Here is a 19,120-nt window from a genome sequence, read left to right as displayed (position 1 = left end):
CCGCTCAGGAACTACTGCGCGGCATCGGCCGGGTCGGATCGACGTCGAGCTTGATGACGACCAGTTCGCCGTCGTCCGGGTCGCGCACGTGGACGAGGTGGGCGGACCAGTCCTCGTCGTCGCTGTCCGGGTGGTCACGACGCACGTGGCCCCCGCGCGTCTCCTCGCGCAGGTGCGCGGCGGTGGCCAACGCCTGCCCGAGGTGGAGCAGGTTGGTGCCCTCCCAGCTGCGCGGTCCCGGCTCGGCGTCGGACAAGGTCCCGGCCAGCTCGTGCAAGGAGGCCAGCACCGAGGACGTGGACTCACCGGAGCGAAGGGGGCCCACCCCCTTCGTCATCATCGCCTGCAGGGCATCACGGTGACCGGCGTCGAGCAGGCTGGTGCTCCCCTCGTCGGATGCGTCGACGAGGGGCAGCTCGCCCCCGGCCAGCCGCGCCACGAGGTCCTCGGCGATGCGGTGGGCGAAGACCAGTCCCTCCAGGAGCGAGTTGCTCGCGAGCCGGTTGGCGCCGTGCACGCCGGTGCAGGAGACCTCGCCGCAGGCGTAGAGGCCCGGCAGGTTGGTGCGCCCGCGCAGGTCGGTGCGCACGCCACCGGAGGCGTAGTGCTGCGCCGGGGCAACGGGGATGGGCTCGGTGACCGGATCGATCCCCAGCTCGCGGCACCGGGCGACGATGGTCGGGAAGCGCCGCTGAAGGAACTCGCCCCCCAGCGCCCGGGCGTCGAGGAACACGTGGTCGGTGCCGGTCACCTCCATCCGGGCCAGGATCGCGCGGGCGACGACGTCACGGGGCGCGAGATCGGCCATCGGGTGCACGTCGGCCATGAAGGCCTCGCCGGTGGAGTCGACGAGCACCGCGCCCTCGCCACGCACCGCCTCGGAGACCAGTGGCTGCTGCCCGCTGGCCCCGGGCCCGAGGTGCATCACGGTCGGATGGAACTGCACGAACTCCAGGTCCGCGAGCGCAGCCCCTGCCCGCAACGCGGCCGCCATGCCGTCGCCAGTGGTCACGGGAGGGTTGGTCGTCGAGGAATAGATCTGGCCCAGACCTCCGGTCGCGAGCACGACGGCCCGGGCGCGGGCCGCCCCGACGCCGTCGATCTCTCCCTCGCCGATGACGTGCACAGTCGCGCCGCACACGCTGCCCTCGGCGGAGGTGAGCAGGTCGACGACGAGGGCGTTCTCGATGATCTCGATGCCGGGATCGGCACGCACGACCTCCAGCTGTGCGATGAGTGCGCGGGAGATCTCGGCGCCGGTGGCGTCGCCACCGGCGTGGGCGATGCGGTCGCGGTGGTGGCCGCCCTCTCGGGTCAGGGTGATCGCGCCGGACTCGTCGGTGTCGAAGCGCGCCCCGAGGGAGATGAGTTCGCGCACCCGCGCCGGCCCCTCGGTGACAAGCACCTCGACGGCCGACTCGTCGCACAGGCCTCCGCCGGCGACGAGGGTGTCGTCGAGGTGCTCCTGCGGTGAGTCCTCGGGGGCGAGTGCCGCGGCGATCCCACCCTGGGCCCATGTGGTCGACCCGGCGGACAGCTCGGTCTTGGTCACCAGCAGAACCCGGTCGACGTGCTCGCGCAGTCGCAGGGCGCAGGTCAGGCCGGCGATGCCGGAGCCGACGACGAGGACGTCGGCCTGCGCCGTCCACCCGGGCGGTGGGGAGGAGAGGAAGCGCGGCAGGACGACCGCAGCCGCCCCCGCCGGGTCAGGCACCGGCCGTTCCGCCACCCGGGTGCTCGCGGTGGGTGACCGCCGAGGTCATCAGGCCGTATCCCTCGGGCACGTCACCGGCGTCGTGGTACTGCTGCACGATCCGGTTGTCCTCGTCGACGAAGACGACCTGCGGCTCGAAGGTCCGTGCCTCGTGGTCGTCCATGGACGCGTAGGCGATGATGATGATCGTGTCGCCGGGCTGCACCAGACGCGCTGCGGCACCGTTGATGCAGATGATCCCGGAGCCGCGCTCGCCCTCGATGGCGTACGTGGTCAACCGGTTGCCGTTGTCGACGTCGACGATGTCGACCTGCTGGCCGGGGAGCATGTCCGCGGCGTCCATGAGGTCGAGGTCGATCGTCAGCGACCCGACGTAGTGCAGATCTGCCTGGGTGACCGTGGCCCGGTGGATCTTGCTGTGGAGCATGTAGCGCTGCACGACCGTTGTCCTTCATCTCGGCGGTTGACCGCCGTCCAGTCTCGCAGAGGCTCCAGCGCACCGTCACCACGCCTACGGCGAGATCTCGCGCACTGTTCTGCCTACTCGTGCGTCACCACCAGCAAGGGCGAAGGGGGTGGCCCCGCGCGAGGAACCACCACCGGCTTCAGCGCCGCAGCCCGCGGCTGACCGGTAGAGGATCGCTCATCGGAGTACCTGCCCATGCTGCATAGAGTGTTTGTGTCGACGATTGGCAAGGAGAATCCATGAGACTGCACCACGTACAGGTTGCGTGCCCTCCGGGGACGGAGGGCACGGCGCGGCGGTTCTACGCAGACGGCCTTGGGCTGAGCGAGGTGGAGAAGCCAGAAGACCTGAAGCCGAAAGGTGGAGTGTGGTTTCGGGCATACGACGAAGGCGGGAGCGTGAGCGCTGAAATTCATGTCGGGGTAGAGGATCCGTTCTATCCCGCACTCAAAGCGCACCCCGCTCTGCAGTTCGCCAGTGTGACTGAACTCGAGGCCGTCGCCGAACGACTGGTCGACTTAGGGTTCGGCGTCGACTGGAGTCAACGGCACAACTTCCCCGGAAACGAGCGCTGCCATACGGCCGATGGACAGGGGAACCGTGTCGAGCTCCTCGCGCCGGTTGCGTCTGGGTGAACGATCCTACTTTCCCGAGCATTGAGGGGCTGCGCGCTGCACATGGTTGCCGTGCCGTGGAAGGATCGACATCTGGAACAAGGGGATCCGAGCTGCGCTCATCTACATCCCAGGGTGTGGGCGGCTGCCTTGAGACTGCTGGTGCAGGTGTAGAAGCGCTGTGATTGCTGATTTGTACCTCTGGAGGGGCTCGTATCGTGGAGCCATGGACACTGCCGTGGAGATCTTCCTGTTGCTGACGACCGACGAGGGGGGCGCGGAGAGTTGGGGCACCCAGACTGGCTGGGCGTTGAGCGCCGCGACGATCGCCGACCTGTTGATCGAGGAGCGCGTGGCTCTGAGCGAGGACAAGGACCCCCGGGTGAGCATCGTCGACGCGTTGCCGACGGGTCGTACGGTGCTGGACAAGGTCCTCTCCCGCGTCGTCGAGAAGGACGGTACGAAGCTCTCGACGCTGGTGCAGGACTCGAAACTCAATCCCGAAGCAGAGGTCGTCGACGTGCTGGTAGGTGATGGCGTCGTCGATGTCGTGCCCAAGAAGTTCCTCGGTCTCATTCCCGAGAAGCGCCCTACTTTGAATCCGGTGCCTGAGCGCGAGATCCGCGAGCGTCTGCGCAACGTCATCGCCGGGGGGCGTCCCACGGCGACGGACGCCACGTTGCTGGCGATCCTCCAGGGCCTTGGTGTCGCCAAGAAGGTTCTTTCCGATGAGGCCGACGGCATGTCGGCACGAGAGCTCAAGCAGCGCGTGGAGCAGGTATCCGACGAGGTCAGCGTTGGCGTGGCCATCAAACGGGCCCTCGATAGCTTGAACTCCGCGATCCTCACCGCGGCCATCGTGCCCGTTGTCATCGGTAGCGGAAGCAACTGAGAGGGCCCTCGTCTCGAGTTCAGCCACATGTCACATCAGCAACCATTGACGCTGCGTGCAGTGCCTCTCACCCTGAGCTCGTCATCCCCGAGGCGATCCACATGCGGCACGCGGACGCGGGGTGCAGAGGACTTCAGACAGTTGTGCACCCGGAGCAGACACGCAGATCCCATCATGCTGCTGTGAACGGATGTCTCAAGAATCCTCTTTGACCATTTCACCTTGATGAGACATCTCGGCGGCCGGATCGCCGCGACCTGCGCCAGTACCTGCAACGTCTCGCTTAGGTGAGGTGCACTGAACCCGATTCCACCAACTGGGCGTGATCGTTTGATCAGATCCCAGTGGCAGCACCACCCACGCGGCTTGCCCGTGCACCACGCCGTCAGCGCATGGGACTACTGTGCGGTACCTGCCAGTGGTGTCGTGCTCGCGTGTATGGCGTCAGCGTGCGAACATGGCATCACGTAGGGGGTCGGCCCAAGAACTGTCGGCGCGGACAAACGCTGCCGGTGTGCCCAAGGGTGCATCGACCGTGCGTGTTGCCTGGCCGCGGTACTCGACGCCGGTCAACAGATGGATCCAGGTGCCGGGTGGGAACGTCACTTCGACGGTGTCCGCCCCCTCCGACAGGACCGGAGCGACCAGGACGTCCGCGCCGAGGAAGAACTGCGAATCCACGGTCGCGGCCGCGCTCTTGGGGGCCACCAGCCAGCCGTGCCGCAGTGCGGGCACACCGGTCTCGACCGCTTCGGCGATCACGTGGCGACGGTAGGGGGCAAGGGCGGCGTAGACGCGTGTCATGGCCGCAAACGCCTCCGCGATGTCCGGCGATTCGTAGACCTGCGTGTTCTGGGCGGGACGGTTTCCCTCGTGGGTACGCATCAGCACCCCGAAGGCTTCCAGTTCGCTCCAGCGTTGCAGCAACTCCGGGGACCGGGTGTAGTCCTTGACGACGGCGTCAATCGAGGTGTACCCGCCGACGTCGGAATGTACGAGTGGCCAGCCGGACACCCCGGCCGACAGCATCGCGGACAGGGCTGACGCCAGTCCGTCCTCCTTCCCCCAGGACGTGAGCTGGTCACCGGCCCAGTACAGCGAGGCATGCTCTTGCTGTCCGAGCGCTCCGCTGCGAAACCAGGTCACGCAATCCGGCTTGCCGGCCCGATGGCAGGCAGTCTCCACGGTCTCTGCCCACAGCCGCGGCCACTCGTTGTGCCGTAGTTCAGCGGGTCCGTGGGCCAGGGCCGCGTCGAATGGCAGACCTTCGCCGAAGTCGGCCATGAAACCCTCGACGCCGTCGGTCAACACCTCCTCGGCGATGACGTCGGCGAACCAGGACCGGGCCTGCGGGTCACTCAGGTCCACCAAAGACGCCTCGTAGCCGCCCTGGTCGAGGAGATACGGCTGCCCGGAGGAGTCGGTGACCAGATACCCGGCTCCTCGTGCCTCGGCCCACAGGTTGCGGATCGTGTCGTCGTTCTTGGCGTCGGCGTCGACGAGGAATGGATTGACGTAGGTCGTGACAGCGAGGTCGCGGGCAGCGAGCTCGGCGACCAACTGGTTCCAGTCCGGGTAGCGTTGCTGATCCAGTTGCCACGTCCACCAGAGCCGCTGACCGAACGAGGTGGTTCGTTGTCCCGTCCAATCCTGCAGCCAGACGCCCGCGATCCTGGCGCCAGCGGTCAGGAGGGTGTCAAGCTTGCGCCGCACCTGCTCGCTACCGCCCTGCAGCCCGACGATGACACCCGCACTGGTCCACCCAGCGATCTCGGGCCGTTCGACTCCGGCTGACTGCTCGGTGATCAGGTCGAGCGGGGTCGCGCCGGAGGTCAGTTCGATGCGCATCGAGGGCGCCCACGACTGCACCGTCACCCGGTCGTCGGCCCGAAGGTCGGCGACGGCGAACGCATGCGACGCCGGTTGGTCAGGATCCAGACGGAACCCGCGTAGGTCCTCGGTCACGAAGGAGGCACGCGCGGCATAAGTGCTGTACTCGCTTCCGGCAGCAGACCGGTTCGTCAGATCGGCCAGCAACGACAGTGGCTGTTCGCCACGCCCCACGCCCTGTTCGCGAACGACGAGTGGGATCAGGTCACCGCCCAAGTCGAATGAGGTGAACTGTGCACCGAGGCCGTGGACGGCGCTGCCGGCGCCGCGCCCCGTGACCCATGCGATCGAGTCGACCGCGTCCGCGGACAGTTCCGCGATCGCTCCGCCCTCGCCCCGCGGGATGATGCGGAGACGGTAGCGCACGCTGCGTCCATCACGGCCGGGATCGCCGGCACTGAGCCGGCCGGTGATCCTCAATGCCTCGCCATCGCGTCGGATGGTCTCGACGCTCTGATTCTCGAACTGAGTCCCGATCTCTACATCAGGCCAGAAGTACCCTCGGTGCTCCTCCCAGGTCGTCTCGCCCGTTGTCGCCATGATGAAGGCCCTACCGGGTGAGGACGACCAGACGGTACGGCCCGCCTCCTGGATTCGCACCCGGGCATCGTCGGCAACGACGGTCAACGCACCGACCGTCCAGGACCCGGTGACCTCGGCGTCCACGTCGAGCGCACCCGGTGAGACGACCTCGAGATGATCATGAGGAAGGCTCGCCTGCCACCCCGCCCCGCCAATGGTGAGCAACACGATCACCGCGAGGGCGGCGATCGCCACCTGGCGTACGAGTCGCCCCGCGCGGCCCCGCTTCTGCGACTTCCCCACCCCCAGAGGCTAGACCACGGGTCGTGCACCAGTCCTTCTCATCGTCGGCGAGCGGCCAGCCAAACGTGTCCCGGGAGAAGTCCGCCACAACTGGCACGTCAGGCACGTTGAGCACAATGCCAACCCAACCAGTCAATCCAGTGATCCCAGCGGTCACTCCCAGGCTGTCATGTGACCGACCTCGCCGAGGCTCTCACGCGGGCAGAAGTCCATCAGCCGGGCTGGGTCTGCAACGGTCACCGTACGTCGATCCACTTGCGAGACAAGGTGACCCTGCCCCACCTTCCGATGCTGAGAGGCTGGGCTCATGCGGGAGATCTACTTGGTGACACACCCCGAGGCGACCCACGTCGTCGAGAAATTGGTCGGCGGGTGGTACGACGCCGACCTCACTGCGAGAGGAACCGAGCAAGCCGAACGGATCGCCACCTCGATTGCTGCCCGTACTCCTCCCCGGGGAACAGCACTTTTCTCCTCAGACGTGCGTCGTACCCGTCACACGGCCGAGGCAATAGCTGCCCACCTCGACGTGGACCCGGTCTTGGATAGCGGATTACGGGAGCAGTCATACGGCGCCGCCGAAGGGCTGCCGGTGGGCATCATCGGCTTCGAGCCCCTGCCGGTAGCGGGCGATCGTCTTCGACATCACGACGGGGTAGAGGGATCCGAGACCAGACTCGACCTCGCCACCAGGGTCTACGCCGCCTTGGAACGTGTCATCGACCACGGCGCGGAGCACTCCGTGGTGGTGGCCCACGGAGGAAGCGCAACATTCGTGATCGCAGCGTGGATCGGAATGCCGCTGGAGTCACTCGGCTCTGTGAAGTTCAAGCTTGCCCCGGGAAGCATCAGCGTCCTGCGTCAACACGACGTTGCCAGCGACCGGCAGGTCATATCGCTCAACGAGGTCGAGCACCTCAACTGACACACGCTGCCACAACCGGCGCGTCCGTTGAGACGAATCCGCTTCCGATCCATGGCCGGTCAGCGATCCCGAGTCGGTGACGGCGACCACCTCGACTGCGACGGAGTCGGAACACCGGGCCGTGACCACGAGCCGTTCCGCGCCTGGTGAGCCTCCGCAACTCGCGTCAGCTTCCCTGACGGCCCTGGCCTGGGCGCCGGGCGTCAGGGCAGGAGCTGCCAGTACTGCTTGCGCGCTGGCATGGCGTGGATCACCAGCTCCTCACCGCCCTCGAAGATCAGCACGACGGTCTCCAGAAACCGCGCTTGCGTGTCGAAGCCGAGCCGCAGCTCACGATGCGGCCAGTCGTCGCCCTGAAGCGGCTCGATCCACTGCGACCAGTCAGCGGCCTGCACCGCGTCCTCGCTCGACACCCCATGTTTGAGCGCGCTGTGGTGAACCTTCACGCGGCGAAGTTACCCAGCGCCCGCCGGATCGCCTCAGAACGTGACAGATGCTCCCGCTCGGCGACCGCATCCAGCGCAGCGACCTCCTCGGCCGTCAGGCGCACCGCCACAACCTGCATCGGCTCGGCGCCACGCCCGGGACGTCCGCGCCCACGACGCTTCAACTCTTCGACGTCGTACCCGGCCTCGGCCTCGTCGGCCCACTGCTGGATCTGCTCCTCGCTCACCATACGAATATCGTATAACGTAAATCAGGATAGGGGTAGACCACTGTTCGGAATCCGACACGACCGCTCGTCTCCGCGGGAACAGGACCCCCCGAAGACGCAGGACGACGTGCGGCAACGCGAGCGTAGGTCCCGGACGACTCCGCGGAGCAGCCTGCGTCACCACGTGCCGACCTGCAGCGGCTCACCGCTTCAGCAGCCGACGCCCATAGGAGGATCGGCTATTGGGGGCGGGTGATCTTGCGGGTGACGGGATCGAGGTGCCTGCTGGTGAGGTCGGGCGTTGTCCGATGTCGGAGTCGGCTGCGTCCTGTGGTCTGGCCTGATCCATCTCATTGGAGGTGCGCCATGAGCGCACTGCTTGTCGGGTACGCCCGATGCTCCACCGATCAACAAGATCTCACCGCTCAACGTGAGGCCCTGGGCAATCTCGGGGTCCAGACCGAGCGGATCTACGTCGACCATGGCCTGACCGGTACCAACCGAGAGCGCCCTGGGCTCCGTGAAGCACTCGCTGCGTGTCGAGCCGGCGATACCTTGGTCGTCACCAAGCTCGACCGCTTGGCCAGGTCCTTACCGGATGCCGGGGCGATCGCTGATGAGCTCACCTCCCGGCAGATCAGCCTTTCGCTTGGTGGGTCGGTCTATGACCCCACCGATGCTGTCGGGCGGCTGCTGTTCAACGTTCTCGCGATGGTCGCTGAGTTCGAGTCCGACCTCATCAGGCTTCGCACCGTCGAGGGCATGAAGGTCGCCAAGGCCAAAGGACGGCTGCGTGGAAAGCAACCGAAGCTCACCCGAAAACAGGAAGCCCACCTGGTGTCCTTGGTGCGCAGCGGCGAGTACAGCACCGCCGAGGTCGCCGACCTGTTCAACGTGGGTCGCTCCACCGTCTACCGGGCCATCGAACGCCAACGGATCGCAGCCAAGGCTCAGATCACGAAGGCGTCTTCGAGGCGTTGAGCCGGCCGTAGCGCCGGTCGTCCCGTATCCGACACCCCACCGGGACGCCGGCGCTGCGGACGTTCCCACCGACTAAGGACCTCCGGCCTGGGTTGCACTATTGGAGGCCGACCGGCGCCCTGATGGCATATACTGCCAACGGAGGTGGTCGCTGTGGCGACAAGAAACGTTGTTCTGAGTCAGCACCAGCACGAGCTCGTTGAGTTGCTGGTGAAATCTGGGCGCTACCAGAACGCTAGCGAGGTACTGCGCGAAGGTCTTCGGCTCGTAGAGCGTGAGCAGGCCGAAGAGTCAGCCAAGATCGCCGTCCTGCGCCAAGCCGCCGAGCTGGGTTGGTCGGATCTCGCCTCGGGACAGTTCGATGATGTCGATGACGAGTCTCTCGACGACTTCGTCGGGCAACTCGGCCTCCGCGCAGCCAAGACTCAGTCAGCGGGCTGATGGCGAGGTACCGCCTCACGCATGCCGCCCAGGCCGACATCGTCTCGATCCTCGCCTGGTCACAGCACCAGTTCGGGGAGGAAGCGCGCCAGCGCTACGAGGCATTGATCGCCGCAGGTATTCGAGACGCGGCCGCGCACGGTGATGATGTAGGGCGGACGGTGCGCCCAGAGTTGGGCGATGGGGTCTTCTCCTGGCATCTGGCACAGAGTCGCAACCACTCGCGCGGTGGAAGTGTCCGCCGTCCGCGGCACTTCTTGATTTGCCGTCGCGACGGCGGCGTCCTGATCGTCGGCCGAGTCCTTCACGACGCAATGGAACTACAACGACACCTCGACCCCCAACAGCCCTGGGAGTAGTCGTCATACGTCGATAGCTCAGCGGTCAGGGGCGGAGCGTTCCAGGACGAACATGATCTCGCTTCCGAACTTCTTGAGGTTCACAGTGCTGAAGCTGTTCACGAGACGCCAACCCTCCGAGGCATGCTCATTGAGGGCGCTTTCGACCGCCTCGGGGTCGAACTTGCCGGCGAACGTGCTGTCCTTCTCGCTGATGACCTTGTACTCGTGCATGGCCGGGAGGCTTCGCGCCGCACACCTGGGCCGCCAGAGTTCCGCCCAGTTGTTGACTTCAGTGCCTGGCATAGGCGTGACGGACGGATCGGGCCGTCACGCAAGAGGATCCCGATATGGCACGCTCCGGACAACCCGCTACACCTCAGCACGCCCGATGGAACGTGCGACACCCATGCTGGTCAAGTTCTCGCGAGCCAGCGAGACCGGACCAACCTCGAGCGTGCGAGGGTGGATCAGAAGAACTGGTCGATGAGCACCGCGTTGCCGTCGGGGTCCGTCAGCGTGATCGACCCCGGGCCGGCCTCCCCCTCGGTGCAGGTCTGCAGCACAGCGCCCTCGGCCTCCAGAGTCGCTTGGATGCTGCGGACGTCCGTGTACGTCTCCAGTCGCTCCATCCGGTTGGTGAGGCCCGGGTTGAAGGTGAGGATGTTGCCCTCGAACATCCCGTGGAACAGGCCGATCGTGGTCTCACCGTTCTTGAGGATCAGGTAGTTGTGCTCGGCCGCACCGCCAGTCACCTCGAAGCCCAGCCTCTCGTAGAACCCACGTGACGAGTCGAGATCAGCCACGCTCAAGGAGACTGAGAAGGCACCGATTTCAAGACGTCCGGGGAGACCGGTGGGGGCGGCAGGCACTGCGGGCAAATCTTCGCTCTCTGACATCCCGATACTGTGTCGACCGCGGTCCGCGCATGTCAACGGCGCCCCGAGTCCTGGTGCGCTCGATCCTGGCCGCGATGAGCGTCCACCCAGGGAACCGCTACCGGATTCGAGCTTCGACCGGTTGGTGGAGGCCGTCGGCATCGCCGCGGGGTTTCCGCAAGGGATGGTCTCGCGGGCAGAATGCGAGTTGGAAGAGTGCCCGGTGTTGGCTAAGTACGTGAGAGGCCCTTCCCCTAGCGTGAGCCACATGGACATTTTCACCGCCGGCGAGAGCGAAATGCTGCACGCGCTGGTCGATGAGCAACGGGCCGCCGTTGCAGCGCTGCTCGACGAGGTGACCGAGGAAGAGGCACGAGTCAGGTTGGTGCCATCCCTCACGACCGTTCTCGGGCTGGTCAAGCACGTGACGTTCGTTGAGCAGGTTTGGTTCGATCACCGAATCGGGGGGCGTACGCGCATGGAGGTCGGCCTCCCCGAGACGGTCGACGAGAGTTTCGTTCTTGAGCCGCAAGACACACTGGAATCGGTTCGATCGAGCCATCGTGCCGCCTGGGCCCGCTCTTGTGAACTCGCTGCTGCGTGTGACCTGGACAGGCTTCTCGACTGGCGCGGGACGCCTGTCACCGTGCGCTGGGTCCTGATGCACATGGTCCGAGAGTTGGCCCGTCACGCTGGGCACGGCGACATCCTTGTCGAGCAGCTGCACGCGCGCCGAGACTCCTGGTCTCGCCGACACGGGTGAGTCTTGGCTTGGCCCAGAGGCTGCGTCCCATTCACCGATCCCTGGCCGGTCCCCGTTCCCCACTGCGACACTGGTCGCATGCCCCTTTCCAGCATCTCTGTCGACGATGACGCAGTTGCCGTTGCTTGGTCTCTCTCCGTTCCGGTTCACGCTGCCTGGGCAGGTCTCAGCGACCCGGCCGTGCTGTCTCTTTGGCTGGGCCAGTGCATCGAGTGTGACGTCAGGTCAGACGGAAGGCTCGTAGTCGACCATGGTGACGGCTACGTGTGCCGCAGCGTCGTGACCGAGGCCGACGAGCCGCATCGGTTGGCCATGACGTGGGAGTTCCCCGATGAGCCTGAGTCTCGGATCGGCATCGAGTTGCGACCTTCGGCTGCCGGGACCGTAGTAGAACTCGCACATCACGGCCTGGGCGATCTCGTCGGCCCCTACGGCCCCGGCTGGATCACGCACCTGACGTTTCTTGAGGCTGCTCTCGCGGACGTGCCGATCCCCGCGCCACAATTCTGGAACCTGCATACCACCTTTGAGTCGTTGCACGCCGGACGCAACAGCGGATCTTCGCCCGCGACGGTATCCCGCTGACTGATCCCGTACCGGACGTGCTCTCCAGGCGGGCGGGCCACGCTGGTCCTACGAGGTGATTCGAGCAGCGTTACGCAGCCGCGCGAGGGATCCGGCGCGGTCAGCCGACGTCGACCGGCTGCAGCGGGTGGATGGCGACCTCGCCGGCGAGCAGGGGCTCGGCCGCGGCGAATGCGGCGGCGAGGTGCGGCGAGGCCATGTGCTCGTCCAGCGCCGCTTGGTCCCTGTAGCGCTCGACCATGACGAAGGTGCCCGGCGTCGAGGCGGACTCGAACAGGTCGTACGACACGACGCCCGCCTCTCGGCGGCTGGCGGCTATGAGGGTGTCGAGCACGGAGCGGGCGTCGTTGACGGCCTCAGGCTTGACGGGGATGGTGGCCACAACGTGCATCTCGCTCATGGATCTGGTCCTCTCGGGTCGGGAGACCACTTTAGGACCGATACACGGAACGGCGCGAGAATCCCGCCGTTGAGACAACGGCAACCCGCGGCCCCTGAGGAGCTGGTAGCACTGCCAGCCTCGCACCAGCGGCCTTCCGGCGAGGGAACTACCACCGGTCACCGATGGGCTCGCGGAGCGAGCCAGTAGCCAATCCTCGATCGAGGCGATGCGGGGGTTTATGCCACGGATTGCGAGGTGTCGATCGGCTATCCCCGGCGTTCGACTATTCGACGTCGAAGCGGTGCGGGATGGCGTCGTTGCCCTCCCGGTACGGCGTGAATCCCATAGCTGCGTAATAGGCCAGGGCAGGCGAGTTGTCGGCGCCGATGGTGGCGTCGATATGTCTCAGTCCGGCGGCTTTGGCCGCTGCCAATGACGTCGTGAAGAGGCGACGACCCAGTCCGCTTCGACCTGTGTCAGGGCTGATGTGCGTCCCGATGATCCCCCACCCTTCAGCCACGTCGTACGGGTTCCCTGGCCACGCCCGCTTGAGCGACTGGAAACCAACAACCTTGCCGTCTTGCTCGGCGACGGTACACACGACTCTGTGTTCCAGGTCGAGGTAACGCTCGCGAACGAGTGCGACGTCGACCGGGTTCGCCCGCAGGCCCGCGCGGTAGATCGCGTTTTGTACCTCGGCCATGTCCTCAGCATCAGTAGGCCGTGCTGGTCGAATCTCGGTCATGCGTCCCATCTTGTCGCACGCCGGAGTCCGGGAAGAGCTCAACCGGCCGTCAGAGTGGAAGTGTGTCGACACGCGGCTATCCGGGAGGCGACCTGCCCAGACCATCTGCTGCCGTGTCGATAGACGAACCCCTTGGGGTGACGGTGCAGGTCAGCGCACCTACGCATCTTCGGGCGTCCCGTAAGACCAGTCCGTGAAAATGTCCGGTGACGACGCCCTGTACGGAACAGTCTCCACCCGGTCTGCTGGGACTCTCAGTGACGGCATGGACCATCAGTTGACGATCGACCGATTCGTTCGAACCAGCCCGCGCCCCGGGGAACCCCTCCTTGGGTAACTCGAACAGAGCACGTGGCACGGAGCCACGGGACTGTCCGGAGCCACGGCAGACGGTCCATCTGTGCGACGTAGGCCGCGTGTCGCGCGCAGTCTTCGCTGCACCTCGACGGCGTCAGCGAGCAGTTACGGGGCGTGTTTGCCCCCGTGTGACCGGGAACGTCGCCGGTGGCCGGTAAAGCCGCGGATGACCGGGTCGTGGTGCGGTCGTTCCAGGGTTTCCCGGCCATATCGAGGTTCCTCGGTCATTCCAGCAGGGGCGAAGGGGGTCCGGACGGGACAGGGATGGTGGCCCGGCTCAGGGAGTGGGGAACGAACGACCAAGGGCCGCCGTGCCTGTTCCTTCCGGGAAACCGAACTCGTCCACTAGCGGGCTGCTCAGCCGTGCAGGGCGGCGTGCGGGACATCGGAGAAGACCTCCAGCCCGCCGCCGCCCGGACCGACGAGGACCGGGAAATTGTCGATGAGGCGGGTGGTGCCGACTCGGGCGGCGACGGCCAGCAGTGCCTCGCCGCGGTACCACTCGGGCACCTCCTCCAGACTCGAGGGGTGGACGAGCACGAGGTAGTCCGAGAGCGCGAGCGGCTCGGTGATGAGCACCTCCCGGGCGGCCCGGCGGATCGCCGAGGGCCCCTCCTCCGCGCGGTCCGCGCCGGCCTGCAGTGCCCGGGAGAGCACCAGCGCGGCCTCCCGGTCGCTCCCGGACAGGTAGGTGTTGCGGCTGCTCATGGCCAGGCCGTCCTCCTCGCGCACCGTCGGCACGGAGACGACCGTCGCGGGGAAGTCGATGTCACGCACCATCCGCCGGATGAGCAGCAGCTGCTGGGCGTCCTTCTGCCCGTAGTAGAAGAAGTCACCGCGGGTGAGGTGCATCAGCTTGGCGACGACGGTGAGCATCCCGTCGAAGTGCCCCGGGCGCGACTGGCCCTCGAGGACGTCCCCGAGCGGGCCGGCCGAGATGCGCACGCCGGGGTCGCCGTCCGGGTAGATCACGTCCGGGGTGGGCGCGAAGACGAGGTCGACCCCCTCTCGCGTGCAGATGTCCACATCGTCGTCGAAGGTGCGCGGGTACTTCGACAGGTCCTCCTTCGGCCCGAACTGCAGCGGGTTGAGGAAGATCGTCACGAGCACGTACCGGGCCCGTGTCCGGGCGGTGCGGATGAGTCGGGCGTGCCCCTCGTGGAGGGCACCCATGGTCATCACGACGGCCACATCGCCGTCGGCGAGCTCGACGCGAGCGGCGGCGAGCTCCTCGCGGCTGCGGGTGACGAGGGGGGTGGCGGTCATCGGGTCTCCTCCCCGAGGGTCGTCAGGATCGTCTCGGCCACGTCCCCGCGCAGTCGACCGGCCCGGGTGGCGCGCAGGGCGGTGGCCCTGGCCTGGGCGCGATAGGCGGGGCGGATGTCCTGCGGAAGGTCTGCCAGCTCGTCCAGGTGCGCGGCAACGGTACCGGCATCGCCGCGGGCGACGGGCCCGGTCAGGGCCGCGTCACCGGAGGCCAGCGCGTTGTCCAGACTGGCCTGCAGCAGTGGGCGCAGCACCCGGTCCGCGGGGTCGATGTCCGCCGAGCGCAGGATCTCCATGGCCTGGGCGACCAGGGTGACCAGGTGGTTGCTGCCGTGCGCCAGGGCCGCGTGGTAGCGACCGCGGGACTCCTCCGGCACCCACACCGGCTCGCCCCCCATCTCGACGACGAGGGTCTCGGCGACGGGACGCATCGCCTCCGGCGCGGTGATCCCGAAGCAGCACTCGTGCAGTCGCGTCAGGTCGAGGCTGGTCCCGGTGAAGGTCATCGCGGGGTGGATCGCTATCGGCAGGACCTCCTCGGCGATCGGGCCGAAGGGGGCCAGCCCGTGCCTGCCCGAGGTGTGGGCGACAAGCTGCCCGGGGCGCCAGGTACCGGTGGCGTGCAGGCCGGCGACGAGGTCGGTCAGGGCGTCATCGGGCACGGCCAGGACCACCAGTTGGGCGGAGGAGACGACCTCCGGCACGGGAACGACCGGGACGCCGGGCAGGAGCAACTCGGCACGGTCACGACTGGCCTGCGACACCGCGGAGACGGCGACGACCTCGTGGCCGGCGCCGCGCAGGGCAGCACCGAGGACGGCACCGACGCGGCCGGATCCGACAACCCCGACGCGCAGGGTGGGCCGCACGGGCACGTGTGGGATGTTCACCGGCCCGACGGTACCCGGGCAGGCTCCCCCTTCGTCCATCTGCCTCACCGGCGACAATGCGGGGGTGCGGACGTGGCAACAGGCGTGGTCGGAGGCCCTCTACGGCGAAGGGGGGTTCTACCGTCGCGTGGAAGGGCCCGCCGGGCACTTCGCGACCTCGACGCACGGCAGAGCCGGCGAACTCCTCGCGGACGCGCTGCTGCGACTGGTGGACCGGGAAGGTCTGCGGCAGGTCGTCGACGTCGGCTGCGGCCGGGGTGAGCTGCTGACCGCCCTCGCTGCGTCGTCCCGGCACACCCACCCCGACCTGGGTCTCCTCGGCGTCGACGTCGTGGACCGCCCCGCCCACCTCGTCCCGCGCATCGACTGGCTGGTCTCCCCCGGCGGCCCCGACCTGCCCGACCTGGGCACCCCGACCGACACCCTGGTCCTCGCGCACGAGTGGCTCGACGTCGTGCCGTGCGGCATCGCCCGCGCGGACGGGACCGGAGTGCTGCGCACGGTCTGCGTCGACGAGGACGGCGGCGAGCACCTCGGCGAGCCGCTCGCGGACGCGGACAGCGCCTGGGTGGCGCGGTGGTGGCCCGGGCCGCACCCTCCGGGCGCGGTGGTCGAGGTCGGCCGCCCCCGTGACGAGGCCTTCGACCGCCTCGTGGCACGGACGGGTTCGGGCCTGGTCGTCGCCGTCGACTACGGCCACCGGGCGGGTACGCGACCGCTGCACGGGACGCTCATGGGCTATCGCACCGGGAGCGCCTGCCCACCGCTGCCGGACGGGTCGTGCGACCTGACCGCCCACGTGGCGATGGACTCCCTTCGCTCCGATGCCGTGCGCACCCAGCGGGAGATGCTGCGGGGCCTGGGTGTCGACGGAGCCCGCCCACCGGTCGAGCAGGCACACGGCGACCCCGCCGGCTACTTGGCCGCCCTGTCCGGCGCCTCCCACGCCGCAGCGCTCACCGGGTCCGGCCCCGGCGACTTCCTGTGGGCGACCCGTCGTGTCCCCTGATCACGGGGTCTCCGGCGCATTCGTCCCCTCCAGGTCGGACCGCGGGGCGAGCGCCTCGATGAGGCTGTCGGCGATGAGCACCTGCCCCCGCGGACCCGGGTGCAGGCGGTCCATGTACACCCCGTCCGGGGCGGTGGCGACCGCAGGCAGCACCGCGGACAGGTCGATGAAGCTGACCCCCTCGTGGTCGGTCCGCTCGGCCATCTGGTCGAGGTACTGGCTCCAGGGCGGGATCTCATCGGTCCAGTCCGGCACGTACCAGCCCACGAGCAGCACCGGGCCGGAGTACCCCTGACCGCGCGTCTGCTCGATGAGCGAGTCGAGGACACGGCCGAACTCCGCCGGCCCCACACCGCGCAACGCGTCGTTGAAGCCGAGCGGCACGAGCAGCAGGTCCGGATCGAGCGAGAGGCTGTCGGCGAGGTAGGTCGGTGTCTGCGAGATGAAGCGCGCCTCGACCCCGGCGCGGGAGGCGTCGAGGACGTGGACGCACCGATCGCGGTCACCGCGGTAGGGCGTGATGTCCGTGACGGTCACGGGCGCCTGGCTGCCCGTCTCGCTGGCATTCGTCACGGTGACCGCGTGCCGCCCCGATCCGAGCCCCTCGGAGGACCACACCCTGCGCTCGCCCGGGCCGCGCGGGAGGGCGCCCTCGGTGGCCGGGGCGCTGGGTCCGCTCGTCCTCGTCCCCGTGGGGATGGCCAGGGCCGGCGTGGAGGCGACGCCGTCGACCTCGACACGCAGGGTGCCGCCGTCGGGGCGGGTGCGGTAGCCGACGTCGACGGAACGGGCGTCGACCTGCCAGGTGATGCTGGCGCCGGGGCCGAGCTGGAGGGCACGCCCCCCGGGGCCGACCTCCGTCAGCGGCGTGACCTCGCCCTGGGTGACCGGGTCGGGCAGGCTGGCGGCGCGGTAGTCGGCGGGCACGACGGACGAGGTGCCGTGGTACCCGGCGGGCCTCGTCGGGCAGTCCGGCGTCCCGACCCGCGTACGCAGGCCGCGCTGCAGTCGGTCGACCCAGCGGTTCTCCACGTGGTCGGCCACGCCCGTGCCCTCGCTGACCGAGTCGCCGAGGACGACGATGTTCGCCGCGTCCTCGCCGGCACCGTGCATGGCCTGCGTCCACGGGTCGAGGACGGGGTAGCCGTCGAAGGTGCGGGTCGAGGTGGGCGGCGGGTCGGTGGGCGCGCAGCCGGCCACCCCCAGCAGGGTGAGACCGACGGCGGCGAGGCAGGCTGCTCTCCAGCGGGTCCGGATCGGCACCGTCCCATGGTGCCTGACGCATACTGGCGGGCATGACGAGCACACCGGGACCGGGCACCCGGACGCTGGACGTCGGCGTCGGGGACGCGACCCTCGCGAGCGCCGACATGGTGCTCAACATCGGTCCCCAGCACCCCGCGACCCACGGCGTCCTGCGCCTGCGGGTGGTCCTCGACGGTGAACGGGTGGTCTCGGCCGACCCGATCGTCGGGTACATGCACCGCGGCGCCGAGAAGCTCTTCGAGGTGCGCGACTACCGGCAGATCACGATGCTGGCCAATCGTCACGACTGGCTCTCGGCCTTCGGCAACGAGCTCGGGGTCGTCCTCGGGGTCGAGGCGATGCTCGGCATGGAGGTCCCGGAGCGCGCGACGTGGGCGCGCACCCTCCTCGCGGAGCTGAACCGGGTGCTCAACCACCTGATGTTCCTGGGTTCCTACCCGCTCGAGCTCGGTGCGATCACGCCGATCTTCTACTCCTTCCGCGAACGTGAGGACATCCAGGCGGTCATGGAGGAGATCTCCGGCGGCCGGATGCACTTCATGTTCAACCGCGTCGGCGGCCTCAAGGAGGACCTGCCGGCGGGGTGGCTGGACCGCGTCGCGCAGGCCGTGGCCGACGTGCGCGCCCGGATGCCACAGCTGGAGGCGCTGATCGTCGGCAACGAGATCCTCGAGGCGAGGACGAAGGGGGTCGGTCCCCTCTCCCACGACCTCGCCTGCGCCTACGGCGTCTCCGGGCCGATCGCCCGGGCCTCGGGGGTCGACGTGGACCTGCGTCGCGACGATCCCTACCTCGCGTACGGGGAGCTCTTCGGCGAAGCGGGGCCCGGCCGGGTAGTCACCCGCACGGCCGGCGACAGCCTGGCGCGGCTGGAGGTGCTGCTGGAGCAGACCCACGTCAGCCTCGACCTCGCCGACGCGTGCGTGGAGCGGATGCGCTCACTGGAGCCTGGTCCGGTCAACCAGCGCCTGCCCAAGGTGCTCAAGGTACCCGAGGGCGACCGGTACACCGCGACGGAGAACCCGCTGGGCTTCAACGGCTACCACCTGGTCTCGCGCGGGGAGAAGACGCCGTGGCGCCTGAAGCTGCGCTCGGCCTCCTTCGGCAACGTCCAGGTGCTCTCGCAGGTGCTGCCCGGGTGTCTCGTGTCGGACCTCGTCGCGGTCTTGGGGTCGATGTTCTTCGTCGTGGGGGACGTCGACAAGTAGGGGCCACCTCGGTCCCGTGACCGATGTCAC

The 19,120-nt window shown here is 68.0% G+C and carries 22 protein-coding genes; 9 read left to right on the top strand and 13 right to left on the bottom strand.

All coding sequences use genetic code 11. The annotated features are described in order from the left end of the window. Positions 1–4 precede the first annotated feature (4 nt). Together BJY20_RS11170 and panD are read right to left on the bottom strand one after the other, a co-directional pair. Positions 5–1,714: an L-aspartate oxidase gene (locus BJY20_RS11170; protein ID WP_343062862.1), complete on the bottom strand. Its 1,710-nt coding sequence runs from the start codon at positions 1,712–1,714 to the stop codon at positions 5–7. Then, positions 1,707–2,153: an aspartate 1-decarboxylase gene (panD, locus tag BJY20_RS11165; protein ID WP_185991599.1), complete on the bottom strand. Its 447-nt coding sequence runs from the start codon at positions 2,151–2,153 to the stop codon at positions 1,707–1,709. The genes BJY20_RS11170 and panD overlap by 8 nt, the downstream gene beginning before the upstream one ends. Positions 2,154–2,419: 266 nt before the next feature. On the opposite strand from panD, the gene BJY20_RS11160 reads away from it, so the two are divergent. Both BJY20_RS11160 and BJY20_RS11155 read left to right on the top strand, forming a co-directional pair. After that, positions 2,420–2,815: a VOC family protein gene (locus tag BJY20_RS11160; RefSeq protein ID WP_185991598.1), complete on the top strand. Its 396-nt coding sequence runs from the start codon at positions 2,420–2,422 to the stop codon at positions 2,813–2,815. A gap of 217 nt (positions 2,816–3,032) precedes the next feature. After that, a complete protein-coding gene (locus BJY20_RS11155; RefSeq protein ID WP_185991597.1) occupies positions 3,033–3,686 on the top strand; it encodes a GPP34 family phosphoprotein in 654 nt (217 codons plus the stop codon). 444 nt (positions 3,687–4,130) lie between these two features. Here the strand turns inward: BJY20_RS11155 and BJY20_RS11150 are convergent, their stop codons facing one another. Beyond that, positions 4,131–6,401, bottom strand: coding sequence for an alpha-glucosidase (locus BJY20_RS11150; protein ID WP_185991596.1), 2,271 nt, complete (start codon positions 6,399–6,401; stop codon positions 4,131–4,133). A gap of 307 nt (positions 6,402–6,708) precedes the next feature. Here BJY20_RS11150 and BJY20_RS11145 point away from each other — a divergent pair, with 307 nt between their 5' ends. Further along, positions 6,709–7,326, top strand: coding sequence for a histidine phosphatase family protein (locus BJY20_RS11145; RefSeq protein WP_185991595.1), 618 nt, complete (start codon positions 6,709–6,711; stop codon positions 7,324–7,326). 203 nt (positions 7,327–7,529) lie between these two features. On the opposite strand, the gene BJY20_RS16080 is transcribed toward BJY20_RS11145, so the two are convergent. Together BJY20_RS16080 and BJY20_RS11135 are read right to left on the bottom strand one after the other, a co-directional pair. After that, positions 7,530–7,772, bottom strand: coding sequence for a toxin (locus tag BJY20_RS16080; RefSeq protein ID WP_185991594.1), 243 nt, complete (start codon positions 7,770–7,772; stop codon positions 7,530–7,532). Next, positions 7,769–8,002: a ribbon-helix-helix protein, CopG family gene (locus BJY20_RS11135; RefSeq protein WP_185991593.1), complete on the bottom strand. Its 234-nt coding sequence runs from the start codon at positions 8,000–8,002 to the stop codon at positions 7,769–7,771. The genes BJY20_RS16080 and BJY20_RS11135 overlap by 4 nt, the downstream gene beginning before the upstream one ends. A gap of 345 nt (positions 8,003–8,347) precedes the next feature. Here BJY20_RS11135 and BJY20_RS11130 point away from each other — a divergent pair, with 345 nt between their 5' ends. Together BJY20_RS11130 and BJY20_RS11125 are read left to right on the top strand one after the other, a co-directional pair. Next, complete coding sequence (locus BJY20_RS11130) at positions 8,348–8,962, top strand: recombinase family protein (protein WP_185991592.1); 615 nt, start codon at positions 8,348–8,350, stop codon at positions 8,960–8,962. A gap of 153 nt (positions 8,963–9,115) precedes the next feature. Beyond that, positions 9,116–9,403, top strand: coding sequence for a type II toxin-antitoxin system ParD family antitoxin (locus BJY20_RS11125; RefSeq protein WP_185991591.1), 288 nt, complete (start codon positions 9,116–9,118; stop codon positions 9,401–9,403). Positions 9,404–9,462: 59 nt separating this feature from the next. Here BJY20_RS11125 and BJY20_RS16075 read toward each other — a convergent pair whose 3' ends face one another. The 3 genes from BJY20_RS16075 to BJY20_RS11110 form a co-directional block, all read right to left on the bottom strand. Next, a complete protein-coding gene (locus BJY20_RS16075; protein WP_246297144.1) occupies positions 9,463–9,711 on the bottom strand; it encodes a hypothetical protein in 249 nt (82 codons plus the stop codon). A 69-nt stretch (positions 9,712–9,780) separates the two neighbouring features. Next, on the bottom strand, positions 9,781–9,975 hold the full coding sequence (locus tag BJY20_RS11115; RefSeq protein WP_185991589.1) for a DUF4177 domain-containing protein: 195 nt from the start codon (positions 9,973–9,975) through the stop codon (positions 9,781–9,783). A gap of 236 nt (positions 9,976–10,211) precedes the next feature. Beyond that, positions 10,212–10,547 (bottom strand): VOC family protein, encoded by a 336-nt coding sequence (locus BJY20_RS11110; protein ID WP_343062861.1) that lies wholly within the window; start codon positions 10,545–10,547, stop codon positions 10,212–10,214. 340 nt (positions 10,548–10,887) lie between these two features. Between BJY20_RS11110 and BJY20_RS11105 the strand changes: the two genes are divergently transcribed. Beyond that, a complete protein-coding gene (locus tag BJY20_RS11105) occupies positions 10,888–11,382 on the top strand; it encodes a DinB family protein (protein ID WP_185991587.1) in 495 nt (164 codons plus the stop codon). A gap of 78 nt (positions 11,383–11,460) precedes the next feature. Then, positions 11,461–11,967: an SRPBCC domain-containing protein gene (locus BJY20_RS11100; RefSeq protein WP_185991586.1), complete on the top strand. Its 507-nt coding sequence runs from the start codon at positions 11,461–11,463 to the stop codon at positions 11,965–11,967. 100 nt (positions 11,968–12,067) lie between these two features. Here the strand turns inward: BJY20_RS11100 and BJY20_RS11095 are convergent, their stop codons facing one another. The 4 genes from BJY20_RS11095 to BJY20_RS11080 all read right to left on the bottom strand — a co-directional run bounded on the left by BJY20_RS11095 (position 12,068) and on the right by BJY20_RS11080 (position 15,607). Then, entirely contained in the window at positions 12,068–12,367 is a 300-nt protein-coding gene (locus BJY20_RS11095) for a putative quinol monooxygenase (protein ID WP_185991585.1), read from the bottom strand. Between the two features lie 265 nt (positions 12,368–12,632). Beyond that, positions 12,633–13,094, bottom strand: a complete 462-nt coding sequence (locus BJY20_RS11090) for a GNAT family N-acetyltransferase (RefSeq protein WP_185991584.1) — start codon at positions 13,092–13,094, stop codon at positions 12,633–12,635. Between the two features lie 714 nt (positions 13,095–13,808). Further along, positions 13,809–14,717: a pantoate--beta-alanine ligase gene (gene panC, locus BJY20_RS11085; protein WP_185991583.1), complete on the bottom strand. Its 909-nt coding sequence runs from the start codon at positions 14,715–14,717 to the stop codon at positions 13,809–13,811. After that, positions 14,714–15,607 carry a Rossmann-like and DUF2520 domain-containing protein gene (locus BJY20_RS11080; protein WP_343062860.1) on the bottom strand — a complete coding sequence of 298 codons (894 nt, stop codon included), beginning with the start codon at positions 15,605–15,607 and terminating at the stop codon, positions 14,714–14,716. The genes panC and BJY20_RS11080 overlap by 4 nt, the downstream gene beginning before the upstream one ends. On the opposite strand from BJY20_RS11080, the gene BJY20_RS11075 reads away from it, so the two are divergent. Continuing rightward, positions 15,600–16,616 carry an SAM-dependent methyltransferase gene (locus BJY20_RS11075; protein ID WP_185991581.1) on the top strand — a complete coding sequence of 339 codons (1,017 nt, stop codon included), beginning with the start codon at positions 15,600–15,602 and terminating at the stop codon, positions 16,614–16,616. The genes BJY20_RS11080 and BJY20_RS11075 overlap by 8 nt on opposite strands. Here BJY20_RS11075 and BJY20_RS11070 read toward each other — a convergent pair whose 3' ends face one another. Next, a complete protein-coding gene (locus BJY20_RS11070; RefSeq protein ID WP_185991580.1) occupies positions 16,617–17,879 on the bottom strand; it encodes a GDSL-type esterase/lipase family protein in 1,263 nt (420 codons plus the stop codon). Positions 17,880–17,911: 32 nt separating this feature from the next. Between BJY20_RS11070 and BJY20_RS11065 the strand changes: the two genes are divergently transcribed. Next, complete coding sequence (locus BJY20_RS11065; RefSeq protein WP_185991579.1) at positions 17,912–19,090, top strand: NADH-quinone oxidoreductase subunit D; 1,179 nt, start codon at positions 17,912–17,914, stop codon at positions 19,088–19,090. Positions 19,091–19,120: the final 30 nt, after the last annotated feature.

Source organism: Janibacter cremeus, assembly GCF_013409205.1.
GTDB classification, from domain to species: domain Bacteria; phylum Actinomycetota; class Actinomycetes; order Actinomycetales; family Dermatophilaceae; genus Janibacter; species Janibacter cremeus.
This window is presented reverse-complemented; position numbering and strand designations above follow the sequence as displayed.

Bases quoted from the DNA above. Each gene is read 5' to 3' on its own strand.
- panC (WP_185991583.1), bottom strand. From the start codon at position 14,717: ATGACCGCCACCCCCCTCGTCACCCGCAGCCGCGAGGAGCTCGCCGCC.
- BJY20_RS11090 (WP_185991584.1), bottom strand. From the start codon at position 13,094: ATGACCGAGATTCGACCAGCACGGCCTACTGATGCTGAGGACATGGCC.
- BJY20_RS11115 (WP_185991589.1), bottom strand. From the start codon at position 9,975: ATGCACGAGTACAAGGTCATCAGCGAGAAGGACAGCACGTTCGCCGGC.
- BJY20_RS11095 (WP_185991585.1), bottom strand. From the start codon at position 12,367: ATGAGCGAGATGCACGTTGTGGCCACCATCCCCGTCAAGCCTGAGGCC.
- BJY20_RS11075 (WP_185991581.1), top strand. From the start codon at position 15,600: ATGTTCACCGGCCCGACGGTACCCGGGCAGGCTCCCCCTTCGTCCATC.
- BJY20_RS11160 (WP_185991598.1), top strand. From the start codon at position 2,420: ATGAGACTGCACCACGTACAGGTTGCGTGCCCTCCGGGGACGGAGGGC.
- BJY20_RS11135 (WP_185991593.1), bottom strand. From the start codon at position 8,002: ATGGTGAGCGAGGAGCAGATCCAGCAGTGGGCCGACGAGGCCGAGGCC.
- BJY20_RS11130 (WP_185991592.1), top strand. From the start codon at position 8,348: ATGAGCGCACTGCTTGTCGGGTACGCCCGATGCTCCACCGATCAACAA.
- BJY20_RS11100 (WP_185991586.1), top strand. From the start codon at position 11,461: ATGCCCCTTTCCAGCATCTCTGTCGACGATGACGCAGTTGCCGTTGCT.
- BJY20_RS11145 (WP_185991595.1), top strand. From the start codon at position 6,709: ATGCGGGAGATCTACTTGGTGACACACCCCGAGGCGACCCACGTCGTC.
- BJY20_RS11065 (WP_185991579.1), top strand. From the start codon at position 17,912: ATGACGAGCACACCGGGACCGGGCACCCGGACGCTGGACGTCGGCGTC.
- BJY20_RS11105 (WP_185991587.1), top strand. From the start codon at position 10,888: ATGGACATTTTCACCGCCGGCGAGAGCGAAATGCTGCACGCGCTGGTC.